Consider the following 18,281-nt stretch of genomic DNA (forward strand, 5'->3'; position numbering starts at 1 on the left):
GCAGTTCGCAGCAGCCCTATCCAGACCGGGACAAGCTCCGTGCTCCAATGATTCAGGAAGCAACAGAACCCCGCCCCGGTCAACAGCGCCTTACTCCACCGTAACGGACTTCGCCAGATTTCTCGGCTTGTCGACATCGGTCCCACGCGCGCACGCCGTATGGTAAGCAAGCAACTGCAACGGCACCACATGCAGAAGCGGTGACAACGGCCCATAGTGCTCCGGCATTCTGATGACGTGAATGCCGGGTTCACTGCCGATGCGCGTGTCGGCGTCGGCGAACACATACAGTTCGCCCCCACGCGCCTTCACTTCCTGAAGATTCGACTTCAGCTTTTCGAGCAGCGTGTCGTTCGGTGCGATCGTCACGACCGGCATCGCATCCGTAACAAGCGCCAATGGACCATGCTTCAACTCACCGGCCGGATAAGCCTCCGCATGAATGTACGAAATCTCCTTGAGCTTGAGCGCTCCTTCCAACGCGATCGGATAGTGCGAACCGCGTCCGAGGAACAGCGCGCTTTCCTTCCCGGAAAACTTCTCCGACCACGCGATGATCTGCGGCTCCAGCGCCAGCACGGCGTTCAACGCAGCCGGCAGATGGCGCAACTGGCGCACATAGTCGGCTTCCTGCGCGGCGCTCACCGTACCGCGGATCTTGCCCAACGTCCCGGCAAGCACGAACAGGCCGACCAGCTGCGTGGTGAACGCCTTCGTGGATGCCACACCGATCTCGCGGCCCGCGTGCGTATGAAACGACAGTGACGTGAGGCGCACCATCGCGCTCGTCGCCACGTTGCAAACCGACAGCGTATGGGTATGCCCCAGCGATTGCGCATGCTTCAAGGCTGCGAGCGTGTCGGCCGTTTCGCCGGATTGGGAAATCACCACCACCAGCGCCTTCGGATTGGGCACCGAATCCCGGTAGCGGTATTCGCTGGCAATTTCGACCTGCGTCGGAATCTTCGCGATCGATTCGAGCCAGTACTTGGCCGTCAGTCCCGAGTAATAGCTCGTGCCGCAAGCGAGGATCAACAAGCTGTCGATATTCGCAAACACGTCCGCCGCCTGTTCGCCGAATAGCGAGGCATCGAGCGACTCGCCTTGCGGCACCGTGTCGGCGATCGCGCGCGGCTGCTCGAAAATTTCCTTCTGCATGAAATGCCGGTACGGCCCGAGTTCCACACCGCCGCCATAGGCCGCGACCGTACGCACTTCACGCTGCACGTCGGCGCCTTCGCGGCTCACGACCCGCACGCCTTCAAGCGTCAACTCGCACACGTCGCCCTCTTCCAGGAAGATGAAGCGCTCGGTCTCGCCGGCCAAAGCCAGCGCGTCGGAAGCGAGAAAATTCTCGCCTTCACCGAGGCCGACGACCAGCGGCGAACCTTGCCGCGCGCCCACCACGAGATGCGGATGAGCCTTGTGCTCGACCGCGATCGCATACGCGCCGTCCAGCTGCTTCACGGCTTCGCGAACCGCCTCGAACAGATTGCCGCGATACAGGCTGTGCACGAGGTGCGCGACCACTTCGGTGTCGGTCTGCGAAACGAACACATAGCCCTTGGCGCGCAGCATCTCGCGCAACGGCTCGTAGTTTTCGATGATGCCGTTGTGCACCAGCGCCAGTTCGTCTTTCGAAAAAATCGGATGCGCGTTGTCCGTGACCGGCGCGCCGTGCGTCGCCCAACGGGTGTGCGCGACGCCCGTGCCGCCTTCGAGATGCGTCTCGCGCGCCTGCGTATCGAGGTCCGCGACCCGCGCGGTGCTGCGCGCGCGGCGCGGACCGGCGGCGGCCAGCACGGCGACGCCGCACGAGTCGTAGCCGCGATACTCCAGACGACGCAGTCCTTCGATCAGAACCGGGACGATGTTACGTTGCGCTACCGCGCCGACAATGCCACACATAAAATTGCTTTCCCACGAGATGTTGTATCGGATGGGGCGAGCCGCCCCGAATCGAGCTGAGCCTCAGGCGTAACCGGCAGGATTGGTCGACTGCCAGCGCCAGTGGTCCGCGCACATACGTTCGATGCCGTACTGCGCGCGCCAGCCGAGCAGCTTTTCAGCAGCGGCCGGGTCGGCGAAACAGGACGCCACGTCGCCTGGGCGGCGCGCCACGATTTCATAAGGCACCGGTCGCGCCGACGCCTTTTCGAACGAACGCACCACGTCCAGCACGCTATAGCCCTGCCCCGTGCCGAGATTCACGACGAAGCTCGCATCGCGTTCGACCAGCGCGTCGAGTGCGGCCAGGTGTCCGCGCGCGAGATCCACCACGTGGATGTAATCACGCACGCCGGTGCCGTCCGGTGTGTCGTAATCGCCGCCGAACACTCGCAGCTTCTCGAGCTTGCCCACCGCCACTTGCGCGACATACGGCATGAGGTTGTTCGGAACGCCGCCCGGATCTTCGCCGATCAGACCGCTTTCGTGCGCACCAACCGGATTGAAATAGCGCAACGTGGCGATACGCCACGACGGATCCGACACTTCCAGATCGCGCAGCACCTGTTCGGCAATCAGCTTGGTCTGGCCGTACGGATTGGTGGCGGACAGCGGAAACGATTCGTCGATCGGCGAGGTCTTCGGCACGCCGTACACGGTGGCCGACGAGCTGAACACGAACTGCTTCACATTGCGTGCACGCATGACCGCGAGCAGCGTCAGCAGACTGCCGAGATTGTTGTCGTAATACTCGATCGGTTTCGAGACCGACTCACCCACCGCTTTGAGCGCCGCGAAGTGAATCGCGCCGGTCACGGGATGGGCGTCGAAAATGCGTTGCAACGCGGCTTCATCGCGCGAATCCGTTTCGTAGAACGCCACGCGCTTGCCGGTGATCTGCTCGACGCGCTGGAGCGATTCGCGGTTGCTGTTGACGAGGTTGTCGACCACGACCACGTCGTAGCCGCCGTTCAGCAATTCGACACAGGTATGCGAGCCGATAAAGCCGGCGCCGCCGGTTACCAGAATCGTGCCTTTCAAAGCCATGCGAAATTCCCCTTTATATCGATTCAACTCGGGCGGCTCGACCGCTCATTGCCGCTCATTGCCGTTCAGTGCCGCTCATTGCCGCTCATTGCCGCTCATTGCCGTTCGGCCGGACCCACGCCGACGGTTGCGAGTCCGCCGTCCGTCACGTAAGGCACGATCCCGGCTTCGGTAATACGCGCGGCGGTAGCGGCCGCGCATGATTCGTCCGCGGGATCGCAATAGTCGATGGCGAGCACCGGCAGCCTGTACTGATCGCGGATGATCGCGGCCTGCTTCAACAGCCAGTCGCGATCGGCCTGCGGCACGTCCGTATAGCGCTGCTTGCCTGCGTCCCAACCGCGATACAGCGATTCGAACGCCACCACGTAGGCGAGATCATGGACCTGAGGCAACACCTCGAAGCCGCGGTTGAAGATCAGTTTCGCGCGCGGATAACGCGTCTTGATCGCGCGGATGACCCGCACCAGCCCCGCTTCCTGCGCGGCTCGCGTGGCGTCGGTTTTGGCAATCAGGTGGTAGGAGTCGAGCGTATCGAGGAAAAAGCCTCGATAGCCTTTTTTCCATAGCGGCGCGATCACCTTGTCCACGAAGAACGCCGGCCAATCGGCGGCCGTCTGATCGACCACATGCGAAGCCCACGCCTCATTGACACCCGGCATCCACGCTGACGGCATCGCGCTGTAATACGAGCGATGCGGGTTCACCTCACCCACGCTCACATACGCGAACCACGCCGGATGCGCCTTCGCATGCGCACGTGGATCGAAGCGCGCGTCGGGTTCGATCACCACGACGTCGAATGGCGCCAGGTCTTCGACGGGCGGATTCGCGCCGTAGTACAGCGCCACCGAAGGCCCAACGGGCGCGTTCGCCGCGCCCTGCGCGTGCGCCACCGAAGCCAGCGCGCCGAGCGCGGCCATGCGCGCGAGCCGGCTCACACGCCGCAGCAGTGCGCGCAAGGGAGAACAGCGTCGGTCGTGGTCGTGGTCGTGTTCGTGCTCAGGCAAAGCCAGGTCCTCTTTCATGTTGTATGGGCAAAGCCGCCCGCATCAGGTGGCGGGCGTTAGCTGCCTGACGGCAGGAACGACCACCAGCAGATGCTGTCGAGCGACACCGTCGAGATCGACGGACTGAGCCCCGCCTGCTGCGCGGCCGTCCACGCGGTTTGCGCGGTCGAACTCGCCGTGCATGACGTCGTATAGTCGAGCGATCCCGCAAAGAACCCGCTGCGCCCAAGGTTCTGCTCGGTGCTTTGCCACGACTTCAACTGTTGCACCACGGACGTGCTCGTCGACGGCAGGAAGACCTGCTCGGCGATCACGCCGTCAATCAGCCACGGAAACGATACGCCTCCCGTGGTCCCGCCGATAGCCTCTACCGGCGCGGCATTGGGCACCAGCGCGAGATCCGGAAAGCGGTCACGCAGTTGCTTGACGAGATCGAGCCCGCCCTGCGCACACGTCGCATCGCATGGAGCGGCGGACGAACTGGCGCCGTGTCCGACGATCTCGAAGTTATCCAGCATGAACCCGTCGACACCGGTTGCCGCAAGACGCGCCGCCACGTAGTTGACGATCAGATTCTGATAGTCGGCGTTGGCGGGGTTCATCCAGTATTCCTGGTAGCCCTGATATTTGCTGATTTGCGCCGAGGTATTCGCGCCGCACGACACGAAGCCCGACGGCACCGTGTTCCAGTAAGTCCGCGATTTCTCGCAAGCGCCGAAATTCAGATAGCTGAGGACTTTCGCGCCATTCGCCTTCAACGCCGCGATCTGCGCGGCGGAAAAGGCAGGCGTGCCCGTGCCCGGATCCGCGTCGATCACGATCAGCTTGAACATGGCCGCGGCCTGCGCGATGTCGATCGCGCTGCCCCACCCGTAATAGACCGCCCAAACCGGCGAGACCGGCAACGCGCGGGCGGACGAGATCACCGGCGCGGGGCTCATCGGCTGGGCGGTGGTGCCGGTGTTGGTATTCGCGTTCGTCGAACCTGTTGAACCGGTCGAGTTGGTCGAGTTGGTCGAGTTGGTCGAGTTGGCGGCGTTAGTCCCACTGCCGCTGGCCGGCGACGCCGATGCCGCAGTCGAGCCACCCGAGCCGGACGCACCGCCCCCGCCTCCGCCGCAAGCGGCCATCAAGCCGGTAGCGGCGACGACGGCAGCCGTGCTGATCCATCGGCGCGCTACAAGATCGCTAGAATGGGCATGGAAGGCAAGGCGCGCGCGGGCGGCCCGCAAAAGCGGGCCAAGGTGATACTGATGCATGGTGGAATCCGGAGTCGAACGGTGTCAGCCTGAGGGTTCGGGCGCGCCGGCTCGACTCGCGAAGCGCGCCACGTTCTCACCGTTTTGCAACAGCAGGCCGAGCGCGAGGCTGAGTCGAAAACAGCAACGCCTTTTTCTTCAACCCCGCAACATATACGTTTCGTATTCCAAAGACATGAATTGCGGTCGAGCACCTTCACGGCTGCCACCACCACGACCAGCAACGCCAGTGCAAATCCGTAGCCGTAGAAGTCCGGCCCGAGTCGCAGCGTAATGCCCGTGAACAGTCCGTTCAGCACGACGAATGCGCCGGTGAGCCGCAGCACGACGCGCCGCCCGTCGAGATAAAAGAACACGTTGAGCAAGCCCAGCAGCAGCACCTGCAAACTCGCCGACACCACGTCGACGACCAGCAGCGGCATATACAGCGGTGAAATGCCGAGCGAGCCCAGCACGCGCTCGCCGAAGGCGATGATCAGCAACAGCACGACTGCCTGCACCTTGATGATTTCGTACAGACCGGCACGCACGCTGCCCACCATCATGTCGCGCATTTCGTTGATATGGCGCAGGGTCGCGCCGCTGCGCACCGCGTCGTAGAAGGCGTCGTAGTACTCGACGAAATCCGCCTCGATACGCACGAGGAACGTCGCCATGCCGGGCATCACGCACACGTAGGCGATAAAAATCGGAATGTCGTAAATCACCGAGGCGCGCAGCGGCCCGATGACCGCGGCGCCCGTACCCGGCGCATACCAGAACATGAACTTGTCGAGCCACACGCCGATGTTGAACAGCAAGCCGACCAGCGCTAGGCTCGGATAGGCGAAGCGCCGCTCAAATACTTCGAACGAAACAAAACGCTCGCTGCGGTAGTTACGGTAGATCAACCCCGACAATCCCGCGAGCAGAACGATGTGCCCCGCCACGAAGCCGCCGAGCAGACCAACCAGTCCATAGCCGTTCAACGCGAGCGCGAGACACACCACGCAGGCATAGCCCACGGCGAACACCAGCAGGATTTGCCGATACTGCTTCACGCTCGACAAGAAGATCACGGCGATCCAGATATTGCTGACCACCACAAAGCCCGTGATCATCAACAGGCGGTAGATCAGCGGCTCCGCGCGGAAGCCCACCAGCATCGCGATTACCGCGACCACGCTGGCGAGAATCGACGACACCAGCACCACGCCGTTATAGTTCGACAGCACGAGGTCGTCGCGCTTTTCGAACAGGCGATCGGAAATGAACCGCGTGAACGACAGTTGCAGCGGCCCGGTCAGAATCAGGCTGAGCGCGATCAGATACGTGACCGACACCTGAAACTGCACGATCGCGAAGGTCGGAATCACCGAGGTGAGACTGATCAAGCCGATGATCAGGATGCCGAAGATCGACAGGATCAGCGGTCCGGAACTGATCAGGCCCGCGTACGCATAAGCGCGCGCCACGCCCGCGAGCGTGTCGCGGCGCATGATCTTGCGCAATTCGAAGCCAATACCCGCCATCAGCGTGTCTCCTGCGATTGAACGGGCTGCACCGGCTGCACGCGCGGCTCGGCCTTGGATTGAGTGCCATGGTGCATCGGGCAGCGCGCCGCGTCGGCGGCCTTGCCGTTGCGTTCGCGATCCGGCATGGCGGCAAGGCGCTCATACAGCGTGCGATAGCGGTCGATCATCTGCTTCTTGGTGTAATAACGGCGCACGCGCGCGAGTCCTGCCTGCTGCGCGGCCTGCCAGCGGGTCTCGTCGGCGAGCAGCGACAGCACCGCCTGGGCAAATGCCGCCGGATCCGCGAGCTGAACCACCATGCCGGCCGAACCCAGCGCGCGATCTTCCGGATCCATGCCTTCGATCAGTTGACGGCACGAACCCACATCCGTCGTGATGGCCGGCACGCCGGCCGCGAAGCCCTCCAGCACCACCAGCGGCAGCGCCTCGCTGATCGAGGTCAGCGCGATCACGTCGACTTGCGGCAGCATGTCGTCGATACGCTGAAAGCCGAGGAACTTCACATTGCGGCCGAGCCCGAGACTCTCCACGAGCGCACGGCATTCGAGCGCATACGCGGGATCCTCTTCTTCCGGTCCGATGATCCAGCCTTCGAGATCCGGCATGATGCGCGACGCAATGAAGATCGCGCGAATGAAAGTCTTGATGTCCTTGATCGGCACGACGCGCCCGATCAGCGCCACCACGCGGTGCGAACGCGGCTTGCGTTGCGCGACCAGCGGGCCCAGCGCGTCGACGTCGATCCCGTTCGGAATGCATTGCGTGCGCTCGGCGCGCGCGCCGTCGGTGACCTGGCGCAAACGGTTCGCTTCGTACAGCGCGACGATGTCGTCCGCGGCGTCGTACGCGAGCTTGCCGATCGCTTCGAAGAAACGCACCCACAGTTCGCGGAAATAGCTGACGCGCGAAATATCGCGTTCGAACACACCCCGGTTATCGCGAATCCACTGGCTTTGCAGCAAGTCGATCTTGCGTTCCTTCGTATAGATGCCGTGTTCGGAGATCAGCAACGGACGGCCCGTGCGGTAGTGCATCAGCGCGCCGAGAAAGCCGCCGTATCCCGTCGATACCGTGTGATAGACACGCGCGGGCAGCAACTGCTCGGCCACGCGCGCGAGTTGCCACAACGGCTTGTGCATGATCCGCACGGTCCAGAAGTAGTCGGTAAACGACGGATCCGTACAGTACTTCTGATACTGATCGACGATGGTGTCCCATGCCGCGCGGCTCGACAGGAACTGTTCCTCGTTCAGCGCGCCGTGCGCGCCGAGCATCGGGATCATGCTCGCCATCAGTTCGCCGGCGTCGTGGGCCTTGCGCGGATCGCGCAGGGCGTCGTGCAAGGCCTGCGAGCGCGCGAACGCGGCGGCGTCGCCAGCCACCGCGCGCGGCTGAAAGTCCGCCACGGCCTGCTCGTACAGGTAGTGCGTTTCGAGATGCACCACGTTGTCCGGCAGCGCATACGCCACGCCGTTGTAGTCCTGTTCCCGGCTGCCGATAAAGACAATCGCGAAGCGCGTCTCGGGATACGAGCGGATCATTTCATTGACCCAGCTCGACACGCCGCCCCGCACGAACGGGAATGTGCCTTCGAGCAGCAGGCAGACATCGGCATCGGCGGCACGCCGGATCGGGAGTTCTTTCATCATGACCAGTACTTCACAACCGGTTTGAGTGTGGGCAACGCGGCAGCATTGCCCAGCGATGCGAGAAGCTGCGAGACACGCGCGTAGTCGCCGCGCAGGAAGTCGGCTTCCGCCAGCCACGGCACCAGCCGTTCACGCGGAAAGCCGAGTTCGAGCGCATGCGCGATGTATTCGTGCGCGGCATTGGGCAACGCGTTCGCCAATGCGAGACGGCCGCGGATCAGCCACAGCGCGGCATCGGTCGGATCGGTTTCTAGCGCCGTCTGCGCATAGCGGTCGGCCTGCTGCAGCGTGTGGCGGTAGACCGCGCCCTGCACCAGGTTCTGGTACACGAGTTCGAAATAGAGCTCGGCCAGCATGCGGTTGAGCGCGTGGCGCTCGGTGTCGTTGCCGGTCACTTCCAGCGCTTTGCTGGTGCGGAAGATCTTCTGCATGATTTCGTTTTCGGCGTGATCCAGCGTGCCGTAAGCGATCAGGCGAATGTCTTCGAGCGGGTCGGCCAGCAACTCACGCAGCAGCGTGCCGGTGGTACGGGTCGGCATGCTCTGGATCGCCACGAGGGCGGACAGGCGGTCAGTCGGCGAGACCTGGGTATTCGCGAGGCGCGCCTGCAGGCGCGCGCCGCCGCCATGCGACACGCGCGACACCAGGTACGTGACGAATTCCGGGCGCGGCACGTCGGTGAGTTGATCGCTCTCCTTGCCGGCCGGAAAGAGCGCCGCCCAGATGCAACTGGTCAGCACCACGAGGCCGCCGAAAACCGGCACGAACGTGCAGGCGAACCACAGGAACAGCAACGACAGCGCCCGCGGCTCGCGATAATTCAGCGGCAACCACAAGCGGAACGCGACCGCCTCGGCGAGTCCGGCCACCGCCTGCAGCGCCAGAAAGCGCAGCAGCGGATCGATCGCGCCGGCCGGTTGCAGCAGGCTCGCGATCGCCAGGTATTGCACGATCACGGCCACCACGGCCGCCAGCACGCTGACGATGAGAGAAAGTGTCTTAGACATCGAGGCCGCTTCGTTTGAGAAGACGCACCAGCGCCGCGCCCGGATCGTCGCCCTCGAGGTGGAGCGTATGAACGCCCACGCGCGCGCGTTCCAGGTCGGTGTTGAACTGTGCCGTCAGGCTGGCTTCGATACGGGCCAGATAGCCGTCGATACCGGTCGTGTCGGTGGCGGGCATCAGATTCACCAGCACCGACTGCTTGGCCGTTTGCACCGGCCACATCACGTCGAGCGAACGACGGCGGCGCATGACGTGCTCGAACAGCGAGTCGCCCTCTTCATCGCGCGGGAACGCCAGCGCGACGAGCGACGACGCCACGCCCGCCTTTTGCTGCAGACGTGCGAGACGGCTCAGATCGAGCGCGAATTCATACGGGCAGTTCGGCACACGGTCGAGAATGCGCTGCACGAATGCCGAATGCTCGACGCCGTCCGCGTAATAGCCGAGCAGCACCAGCAACAGTTGCAGGTTGTCGAAATTGAGCGACAGGAACGGCATGCGCTTGACCACCAGCAGCGCGCGCAGCTCGCCGTCCGCCGACACCAGCGGCGCGCAGACCAGGTACTGGCTGACCGGCACGACCGTGTCTTCGTTCTTCAGGTGCGCGACGCTCAGCGTGTTGAGCGCGTGCATCACGAGTTCGTCATGCATTTCGAGTTCGAATGCGTCGCCGATCCGTGCGATCGCCTCGGCGCCAAGCTTGCCGTCACGCACCGGATACAGCGCCGCGACCTCGATCTGGCAGGCCTGCGCGACGAATTCGAGCAACCCGCTCGCGCCGCCCAGCGGGTGGCCTTCCTTGGCGACCGCCGGCACGGCGAGCGCCGTATCGTTGGAGACGGACAGGCGGCGCAGTTCGGTAATCGAGTCGCGCAGCGTGGTCGGGCGCGAAAGCAGGTCCTTTTCGAGCCGCTCGTGGGACAGCCGCATCAGATAGTGGCTGTTGGTCAATGCGACGAGACGGTCGTTCAGGTAATCGTTCAGCGAGGACGCGCGCTCGGCGCGGCTGCCCCACGTATCGCCGAAGTGCCCCGCGAGAATCGTCTGGATCAGGCCGCCCGCGAAATACAACGCGGGGAACGAGCCGCCATGCGGGTAAAAGAGCGCCCATGCGCCGAGCATAAAGGCCCCGGTCAGCACGCCGAGCAGGCTGCCGTAGCGCAGCGCTACCAGCAGCGACACCAGCCACAGCCACGGAAAACCGGAGTGCAGCAGCAACGGGTCTTCCGGATGAAGCCAGCGGGCCACGGCCAGTACGACCAGCACGAGCACGACGGTCTCCACGATCGCGAACGGCCGCGCCACCGCGGGCGCCAGAAAGCGGCGCACGCGTCCGAGATTGCCGAACGGATGCGCATGGCGCGGCTTGGATGCGCCCGGGTTGTTTTCCACGGCTGCGGTATTCACGGCCATTTCCTTTTATACAGGTCGGGTTTCAGCTTGCGGCCTGCATGTCAGGCGCAAGCCGAAACCTTGGGAATAAGCTTACTGACGCGCTTGCAACGGCGACAGAACCATGGCGATCAGCGAGGTCGCCACGCTCGAGAGACCCGAGCGGCTCCAGCCCGTACGCGTGCCCGTCGCGCTCCACACCACGGCGCCGTTCGACACATCGATCAGTTCGAAAGTCACGCCGACCACCGGCTCGCCATCCACGCCGGTCTTGTAGCGCCATTCTTCGACCGCGCCCGAGAGGACATAGCGGGCGTTCTGCGAACGCGCCCATTCCAGCGACTTGTCGCTGTCGGCGCGCTGCGTCGTGTCGAACAGCGAATTGCGGTTCGCGTCGGCCGGCTCGATGCGCACGTCGGCGATACCGCCCGCGCGCAGCGTGTTGGCCGCGATCGATTCGGCGCTATGTCCGGCATCCGGCGTTTCAGTGTAGTTGGCGATCGACACCACCGCCACCTTGTCGCCGCGCGCGAGCGCGGGGCCCGAGGTCTGATGCACCGAGCCGCATGCGCTCACCAGCACCGCCAGCGCGGTTGCCGCGACACACCAGGCGCTCGCACGAGCCAATCGTTTAATGCCGTACATGAAGAATTCTCCTTGGGATATTTATGCGAAATCCGGGTCAATAAAACCAGCTATAGCGAGCGCCGATCTGGGTCACCGGCGTACCGAGACGCGAGACGCGCTGATGCGAGAAATAGAGCGCCGCATGATCGCCGCCGAACACCGTGCCCGCGAGGCCCAGACTGAGCGACGGCCCCCAGCCCTGGAACGAGTCGTGCAATACGCCGACGTCGAGGAACGGCCGCCATGCACGCGTGTACTGGTCGATCAGATCGTTGCCGAAGCCGAAGAAGACCCCGTATTGCGAGTACGTCTGCGGGATGAACGTCGACGCGCTGACCGGACCGGCGCTCACGGGAATCAGCCGCGAAATCAGGCCGTCGGCTTCGCCGCTTGCGCTGTAGTCGCCATGCGCACCGATCAGCCGCAGCGTGTAGTCGGGATAATTCGTGCGGATGCGATAGCCGATTTCACCGGTCGAGAGCACGCCGCTGCCCAGATAGTTGCGCGCCTGGCTATAGAAGCGATCGGCTTCGACAGTGCCCGTGGCATACAGACTCTGCGTCGCACGGTACGTGATCGTGCCGACCACGTTGTCCTTCATGCCGCCCACCTGCAACGCCTGCGACTCGCGCGCCGTCTGGTTGCGGCCTGCCTTCAAGGCCACCGACAGCGGCGAATTCCTGCCCCACTCCGCAGCCACCGCCACGCTATAGAAACTGTCGAGCGCTTCGCGGCGGCCCACGGTGACCATGAAGGCCGTGTCGTAGGTTTGACGCCGCGCGAAAAATTCTACCGAACGGTCCACCGACGGCACGTTGGTGAGCTGCCCCTGATCCGTGGAGTGCTGGAAGCGCTGCACACCGTTCACGCCGACCATGTACAGATCGGCGATCTTGATGCTGCCCGCCAACGTCTGTTCGATGTAATCGAGCGGATGCTCGACGTAACTGGTTACGGTCGCGTCGAGCGATTGCGGCCACGTCAGCGCGGTCTGCTCCAGACGGCTATGCAACTCCGAATCATAGGGCGCGCCTTCCAGACCCTGGAACGCGAGGTTTTCAGCCGCGCCCGGACGGTCCACCGCGATCGACGCGTCGATACGGTTGTAGATCGGCAAACGCGCGCCTTGCTGGTCGAGCAGACGCTCCATGGCGGGCTTATCGTTCTCGGCGAGCGCGATCGCAATCAGTTGCTCCGAAGGCTGCACGAGGACGTTGGCGTACTGGCGAGCCAGCCAGCGCTTGGCCAACGGATTCGCTTCGTGCGACATCGCCCAGGCGAGCGCCACGTCGCGCGCCACTGACGAGCTCAGCGTCGCCTGATCCGGCGACGCCACGGCGGCGTGCGCTTTCACCGGCTGCGCGGGCGGCAGGCCGGCCGCGTCGCCGAGCAGCGTACGGCGTGCTTCGGCGTTGTCGTTGCGGCCCGCGTCGCTCGCGAGCAGATCGATCAGGAACGCCTTGGACACGTCCGCGTTTTCGAAGATCGATGCGAGCGTGACGCGACGGCCGAGCATCTGCTCACGCACTTCGCTGCCCTGCGAGGCGCGCGTGCGCAGCACGATCTGGCCTTGCGCGCTGTTGGCGCGCACCTCGGCCTCCTCCTGCTGCATCTGGCGCCAGACGTTGCGGCGGATCGACCACGCGAGATCGCTGCGCCCCGCCATTTCCTGCGCTTCCGCATAAGTCAGTTGCCAGAGCGGATCGCGCGACATGGCCGCCGATTGCAGACGCAAATACTTGAGCGCCGCTTCCGGCCGGTTCAGACGCATCTGCGCGGCGGCCAGCGGCCCCCACAAAGAGGGTGCCTGCGCGGGCGCATCGCGCCATTCGGCGACCGCCTCACGCAGTTGTGCTTCGCTGCCGTAGTCCACCAGCGTCCAGAGCAGCGCGGCGCGCAAGTCGAGCGTCGCGCCCGGCAACGCCACCGCGTGTTGCAGGTCGTGCAGCGCGTCGAGCGGACGGTCGATCTGCCGATAGTATTCGGCGCGCACGCGCAGAAAAGCCGGGTCGGCTTCAGCGGCCGCCAGTTGCTCGGGCGTCAGGCTTTTCAGCAACGCGTCGACACGATCGTATTGCTCCGCGTCGGTGTAATAGTGGATCGCGCTTTGGAGCGCGCGCTGCGACTGGTCCCGGCGGAACTGCAACTCGGACGTGCGGGCCGCGTCGACGGGATAGGCGTCGTAGAAATACGTCATCGCGCTCAGGTCTTCGGGCGCGGCCTTGCCGCTCGCCAGCAGATGCTTGTAGGCGTCGTTCGCGATGTCGTCACGCTGCAACAGACGCGCGAGTTGCGCGGCATTGCGCCAGAACAGCGTGTCGTCGTCCTTGGCGCCCTTACGCGCGGCGAGCAGCGTGCCGAGCGCGCCCTTGTAGTCGCCGTGGCGATACAGCAGGCTCGCCGTGCGCATCGCGTATTGGGTGTTCGACGGGTACAGCTGGTTCAGCTTGCGGTAATAGGTCAGCGCTTCGTCGTCGTGACCCGAGCGCTCGGCGAGCTGACCCAGACGCGAGTCGATCGCTTCAGCCGGCGAATTGCGTTGGCGGCTGCGCAGGAACGCGAGCGCGTCGTCCGGGCGGCCCAGACGTTCGTAGGCTGCCACCACCGAGTCGATCAGCTTGAGATCGCCGGGCGCCGCATTCGACGCCTGGATCAACGCGGCCAGATAGGCGTTGTCGTCGTTGAGCATCGGCGCGAGACGCATCACGTTTTTCCAGCCTTCCGGGTCGTGCGTGGCCTGGGCGTAAGTGAGCCACATCTGCAAGGCGAGCGGCGACGCGTGGTTCCATTCAGCAACCTGAGCGAGGCGCTTGGTCCAGACCGGCGAGCCCGGATTCTTGCTGACCTGCTCGGTCGCTACGCGCTGTGCATTCGGCAGATCGCTCGATTCGAGGAACGATTGATAGAGCAGGCTCGGAACATCGTTCGACGCGGCTGCGGCGTTCGATCCGGCTGCGGGGCTCGACGCGCCCGTCGGTGCGGCTGCCGCGGCCGTATTGGCTGCGGGGCTCGACGCCGCTGCGGCGGCTGCGGCGGCTGCGGCTGCGGTAGATGCAGCAGATGCGGAATGCCCCGCTGCCACGGTGGATGCCGCAACGCGTACGAGCTGCACGTCACCCGCGCCATGCGTGCGGGTGCGCAACGCACGCGCCGCGCCGGCTTGCGGACCGTCCATATAAGCGTACTGCGCCGGCGAACCGTCTTCGTGCGCGCGTTCGCGGATGAAGTCGACAAGACGCAGCGCGCCGTCTTCGTCTGGCTGTGCCTGCGCATAGCCGGCCAGCGCCTTCGCGTAACGGTCGACCAGATCCGGACGATGCGCGGCGCGCGCCAGGTTCAGCAGGACGACGAGCGTCTCGTGATCGTGAGCAAACGCGGCGCCGTGTTCGTTGGCGGCGGCCAGCGCTTCGTCGAGCAGATTGCCCGATTGCAAGGCCCGAATGCCGGCGATGAAGCACTGACGCTGCGCATCGAAGGTCGCCGCGGCCGCTTGCAGGCGGAACCAGGCGTTCGCCGCGCCGCGATAGTCGCCGCCGTACATGGCGAAGCGCACCACTTCGCGGTTCCAGCGCGTTTGCTGCGCCGGATCCTGCGCGGCGAGGCGCGCATACAGTTGGCCGGCGAGTTGTTGCGCGTTCACCGAGGCGGCTGCCTCAGCCAGCATCTGCAGATCGGCATTCGACCACGACAGGGCCGCCGCATTCGTGAGCTGGGTACGCAAGCGCGCGAGCGCGGCCTCGCGGCCCGGATCATTGGCGGGCAGCGCGAACGTCTCGCGCGTGTCGACGCTCAGGCGCAGCAACTGCGCCGCGCGATGCATCTGTTCGCTGGGAATCGCCTCCATGCGGGTGGCGATACGGCGCGCGTCCTCGTTGCGCCCCAGACGCACATATTGCGTGCCGAGCACCGAGAGGATTTCCGTGTTGTCGGGCTGCACGCGCAGCCATGCTTCGAGATAGGCAATGCTGAGATCGCTCGGCGCGTCGGTCGACGTCATCCGGCTGCGCAGTCCGCCGCGCGGATGCACGAGGTACAGCGTGATCAACACCACACCGGCGAGCAGCAGAACGAGCCACGTGGGCGCGATACGAGGACGATTATCGGCCACAGGCGACCTCGACTGACTTGTAGTTCAGCTTGTGGCCGATATCGGCCTGCGTATCGAAACGCAGGAAATCACCGTCGCGACGCGTGGCGACAGCCTGGTTGTTGACACTGACCTTGCACTGCTGCGCGTTGGCCAGCTTGACGAACGGCTGGTAATGGCCGGCGAATTCGAAACGCATGCCCTGCGGCGTGCGCCGGAAGTTGCGCACGAAACCGTTGACTTCGCCGATATACGGCGACGCGTCTTGGGTCGCGGCGCCGCCGATCGCAAAGCGGGCGCTGCCGCCGTCGATATGGATATAGGTGCCGTCGGGGCCGTTCGCGAAACCGGTCACGCCCGAAGCGTTATCCAGCGACGGTTTGGCCGCCTGCGGCCAGTGCAGCTCGCGCACTTCGCCATTGCCGCGCACGATCCAGTCGCCCGCCTGCGGGCCCACCTCTTTCGCCACCGCGAACGTGTGCCAGTCGAGCACCTTGCGGATGTACTCGCTCACGTAGACCGGCATGACCGGCTGCTTGAGCACCGTCGAAAAGATCTGGTCGAGCGCGCGCAACGAGGCCACCTTGGTGCCGCTGTACATGTGGTAATAGATGTCGATCGGCTTGAAGCGCAGCGGCCGGTCGGTCATCGAGAAAGTTTCGAGCACGCGCGTGAAGCCATAGAACGGGCCTTGCCAGTCGTTCGTGTAGACGTTCTCGTCCTGGTTCGGCGCATACACCTGATAGGCGCCAGGTCCCTTGTCCACGCCGATCGGCGCGATATTGGTCCAGCTATTGGCCGACTTCGTGATGACCGTGTCGCCGCCGTTGAAGTTGTAGACGCCCGCCTCGTACACCTTGCGCACCACGAAGCCCGGCGGCCGGCAGTCGCCCGACCACTGCAGAATCACCGTCTTCTTGCCGGCCGGCGCGAGACGCGTGTTGATATAGTCGATCGAACCGGTGATCTCACGGTCGATATTGAAGTGATAACCCGGAATGTTCAGCGAGAACGCCGCGTCGCCGCCTCCGCGGTCCACTTGCGCGCCGGTCTTGCTGTCCACCTGCTCCCATTGGAACGGATGCGAATACGTGTGCGTGCCGATCTCGACGTGCGGCAGCGCGAACATCTTGCGGGCGATCTCTTCCAGACGCGGCGAGATCTCCGGATGCAGGCCCTTCGGACCGACCTCGCCTTCGATCACCGAGAGTGTCATCGGCACCTGATAGCGGGTGAAGATCTGCTGATACAGCGCTTCGCCCGAATAGTCGGGGCCGGGGAACTCGGCGCGCGAAGCGAAACCGTCGCCGTCCACGTGCGACATGAACAGACGCCGGCCGTTTTCGGTCGTGACGCTCGGCGACGGCATGTCCTGCAAATGCAGCGCCGCTTTCATGAACGCCATCGGCTGGATGGCCCAACGCTCCTGCTCGATGCTGTCGAGCGAGGTCACCGTGTAGGGACTCAGCGCATAGCCGCCCCACGGCGTGAGCGCGACCTGATCGAGCAGCACGCCGTTGGCCGACACGCGCAGCAACGGCTGGCTGCGTGAACCCACGCGCACGCCTTGCAGATCGCGCGGCTCCGGCTTCGGGCTGATTTCGAAGCCGACCATCGGGTCGCTCTTGACCACCGTGACCGGCGCGGCCAGCGTGCCGCCCACCGCTTGCAGATCGAGCGCCGCGCCGGCCGAACCGGCGGCGTCGAAACCGAACTGGCCGAGGAAGGCGAGCGGAATATGATCCGCCATGCGGGCGGCGACCCAGCGTTGCCACGCCTCGGGATCGGGCACCGCGCCGCGCTGGATCCACGCGACCACGCCCGCATAACGGTCTGGCGTGATGGCGTCCGGCAGACGCGACGAGAAGTCGGCGTACTCGACGTCGTAGCCCATATAGTTGAGCGGCGTGGCCAGATCGCGCACGCCGGCGCTCAGGTCGAGCGGATCTTTGGTGTCGCGGTCCTACACGACGAGAATCTTGCGCGGCAGCACTTCGATCTTGCCGATGCCGACCACGTCGCGGGCCTTGCTCGTGACATACGGCAGCATGCCGGCCGACACGACGCGCGCGGCCGTATCACGGGCGCATTGCCGGTCGTTGCGGGCGCAATACTCCAGCGACACGACAGGCACGCGGGTTTGCTGCGTGAACGCGCGGGCCGCCGCAATGCGTTGCGCGCGCAACGATTCCGCGACTTCGAGAAGCTGGCCGCCGTCGTCCACGCCGCGAATCAGCGAATCGCCGACCACCGCGTAGAGCGACTTCGCATACGGCAGCGCGTTGCGCATGACGTCGGCGCCGCCCGCCACGAGCCGCGCGTCCGGATGCGCATCATGAATACGCCCGGCCGCGGCGATGGCCGCGGGCGTGTCGAGCAGGAAGCCGCGATAGCCGCGCTGCCACAGCGGCTCAATCTGACTGGAGAGGAAAGCCTCGGCCGAACCGGCGGACTCCGCACCGTTAGTGCGCGCGATCCACGTGGTATGAGCCAGCGGATGGGCCGCCGGATCAAAGCCGGTAGCCGGATCGACCACGACCGAGTCGAATGCCTGTAATTCGCCGACTGGCGGATTGGCCGCGTAAAAGAAAGCCAGGTTGGGCTGAGAGGAAGCAGAACTGGCGGCCGCGGCAGCGGACTGCAACGGCGCAACCTCAGCATGCGTCACGAGCGGTGCGATACCGGCCGTGCCGAGCATGACCGCAATCAAGGTGCGTGTAAGAAATCGTTCGCCCGCACTTTCG

9 protein-coding genes and 2 pseudogenes are annotated in these 18,281 nt (G+C 64.6%); all 11 read right to left on the reverse strand.

What is annotated here, in order from left to right:
• Nucleotides 1–90: 90 nt before the first annotated feature.
• On the reverse strand, nt 91–1,908 hold the full coding sequence (gene glmS, locus BLW71_RS08800; protein WP_091795204.1) for a glutamine--fructose-6-phosphate transaminase (isomerizing): 1,818 nt from the start codon (nt 1,906–1,908) through the stop codon (nt 91–93).
• A gap of 63 nt (nt 1,909–1,971) precedes the next feature.
• Nucleotides 1,972–2,994, reverse strand: a complete 1,023-nt coding sequence (gene galE / locus BLW71_RS08805) for a UDP-glucose 4-epimerase GalE (RefSeq protein ID WP_091795207.1) — start codon at nt 2,992–2,994, stop codon at nt 1,972–1,974.
• A 95-nt stretch (nt 2,995–3,089) separates the two neighbouring features.
• Nucleotides 3,090–4,022, reverse strand: coding sequence for an endo alpha-1,4 polygalactosaminidase (locus BLW71_RS08810; RefSeq protein WP_091795210.1), 933 nt, complete (start codon nt 4,020–4,022; stop codon nt 3,090–3,092).
• Between the two features lie 38 nt (nt 4,023–4,060).
• The gene (locus BLW71_RS08815; RefSeq protein ID WP_091795213.1) at nt 4,061–5,263 is read right to left on the reverse strand and encodes a glycoside hydrolase family 191 protein; all 1,203 of its coding nucleotides are present in this window, start codon (nt 5,261–5,263) and stop codon (nt 4,061–4,063) included.
• A gap of 138 nt (nt 5,264–5,401) precedes the next feature.
• Nucleotides 5,402–6,774 (reverse strand): annotated as a pseudogene (gene pelG, locus BLW71_RS08820) (exopolysaccharide Pel transporter PelG).
• Nucleotides 6,774–8,426 (reverse strand): GT4 family glycosyltransferase PelF, encoded by a 1,653-nt coding sequence (pelF, locus tag BLW71_RS08825; protein ID WP_091795215.1) that lies wholly within the window; start codon nt 8,424–8,426, stop codon nt 6,774–6,776. Before pelF ends, pelG begins: the two are co-directional and overlap by 1 nt.
• Complete coding sequence (locus BLW71_RS08830) at nt 8,423–9,433, reverse strand: hypothetical protein (RefSeq protein WP_091795218.1); 1,011 nt, start codon at nt 9,431–9,433, stop codon at nt 8,423–8,425. Before BLW71_RS08830 ends, pelF begins: the two co-directional genes overlap by 4 nt.
• Nucleotides 9,426–10,838, reverse strand: coding sequence for a PelD GGDEF domain-containing protein (locus BLW71_RS08835; protein WP_091800636.1), 1,413 nt, complete (start codon nt 10,836–10,838; stop codon nt 9,426–9,428). The genes BLW71_RS08830 and BLW71_RS08835 overlap by 8 nt, the downstream gene beginning before the upstream one ends.
• Nucleotides 10,839–10,916: 78 nt before the next feature.
• Nucleotides 10,917–11,468, reverse strand: a complete 552-nt coding sequence (locus tag BLW71_RS08840) for an LpoB-related protein (RefSeq protein ID WP_091795221.1) — start codon at nt 11,466–11,468, stop codon at nt 10,917–10,919.
• A gap of 37 nt (nt 11,469–11,505) precedes the next feature.
• Nucleotides 11,506–15,558, reverse strand: coding sequence for a tetratricopeptide repeat protein (locus tag BLW71_RS08845; RefSeq protein ID WP_091795223.1), 4,053 nt, complete (start codon nt 15,556–15,558; stop codon nt 11,506–11,508).
• Nucleotides 15,548–18,235, reverse strand: a pseudogene (locus BLW71_RS08850) (polysaccharide deacetylase family protein). Before BLW71_RS08850 ends, BLW71_RS08845 begins: the two are co-directional and overlap by 11 nt.
• Nucleotides 18,236–18,281: the final 46 nt, after the last annotated feature.

This window comes from Burkholderia sp. WP9 (genome assembly GCF_900104795.1).
Classification (GTDB): domain Bacteria; phylum Pseudomonadota; class Gammaproteobacteria; order Burkholderiales; family Burkholderiaceae; genus Paraburkholderia.

Bases quoted from the DNA above. Each gene is read 5' to 3' on its own strand.
- glmS (WP_091795204.1), bottom strand. From the start codon at position 1,908: ATGTGTGGCATTGTCGGCGCGGTAGCGCAACGTAACATCGTCCCGGTT.
- galE (WP_091795207.1), bottom strand. From the start codon at position 2,994: ATGGCTTTGAAAGGCACGATTCTGGTAACCGGCGGCGCCGGCTTTATC.
- BLW71_RS08810 (WP_091795210.1), bottom strand. From the start codon at position 4,022: ATGAAAGAGGACCTGGCTTTGCCTGAGCACGAACACGACCACGACCAC.
- BLW71_RS08815 (WP_091795213.1), bottom strand. From the start codon at position 5,263: ATGCATCAGTATCACCTTGGCCCGCTTTTGCGGGCCGCCCGCGCGCGC.
- pelF (WP_091795215.1), bottom strand. From the start codon at position 8,426: ATGATGAAAGAACTCCCGATCCGGCGTGCCGCCGATGCCGATGTCTGC.
- BLW71_RS08830 (WP_091795218.1), bottom strand. From the start codon at position 9,433: ATGTCTAAGACACTTTCTCTCATCGTCAGCGTGCTGGCGGCCGTGGTG.
- BLW71_RS08840 (WP_091795221.1), bottom strand. From the start codon at position 11,468: ATGTACGGCATTAAACGATTGGCTCGTGCGAGCGCCTGGTGTGTCGCG.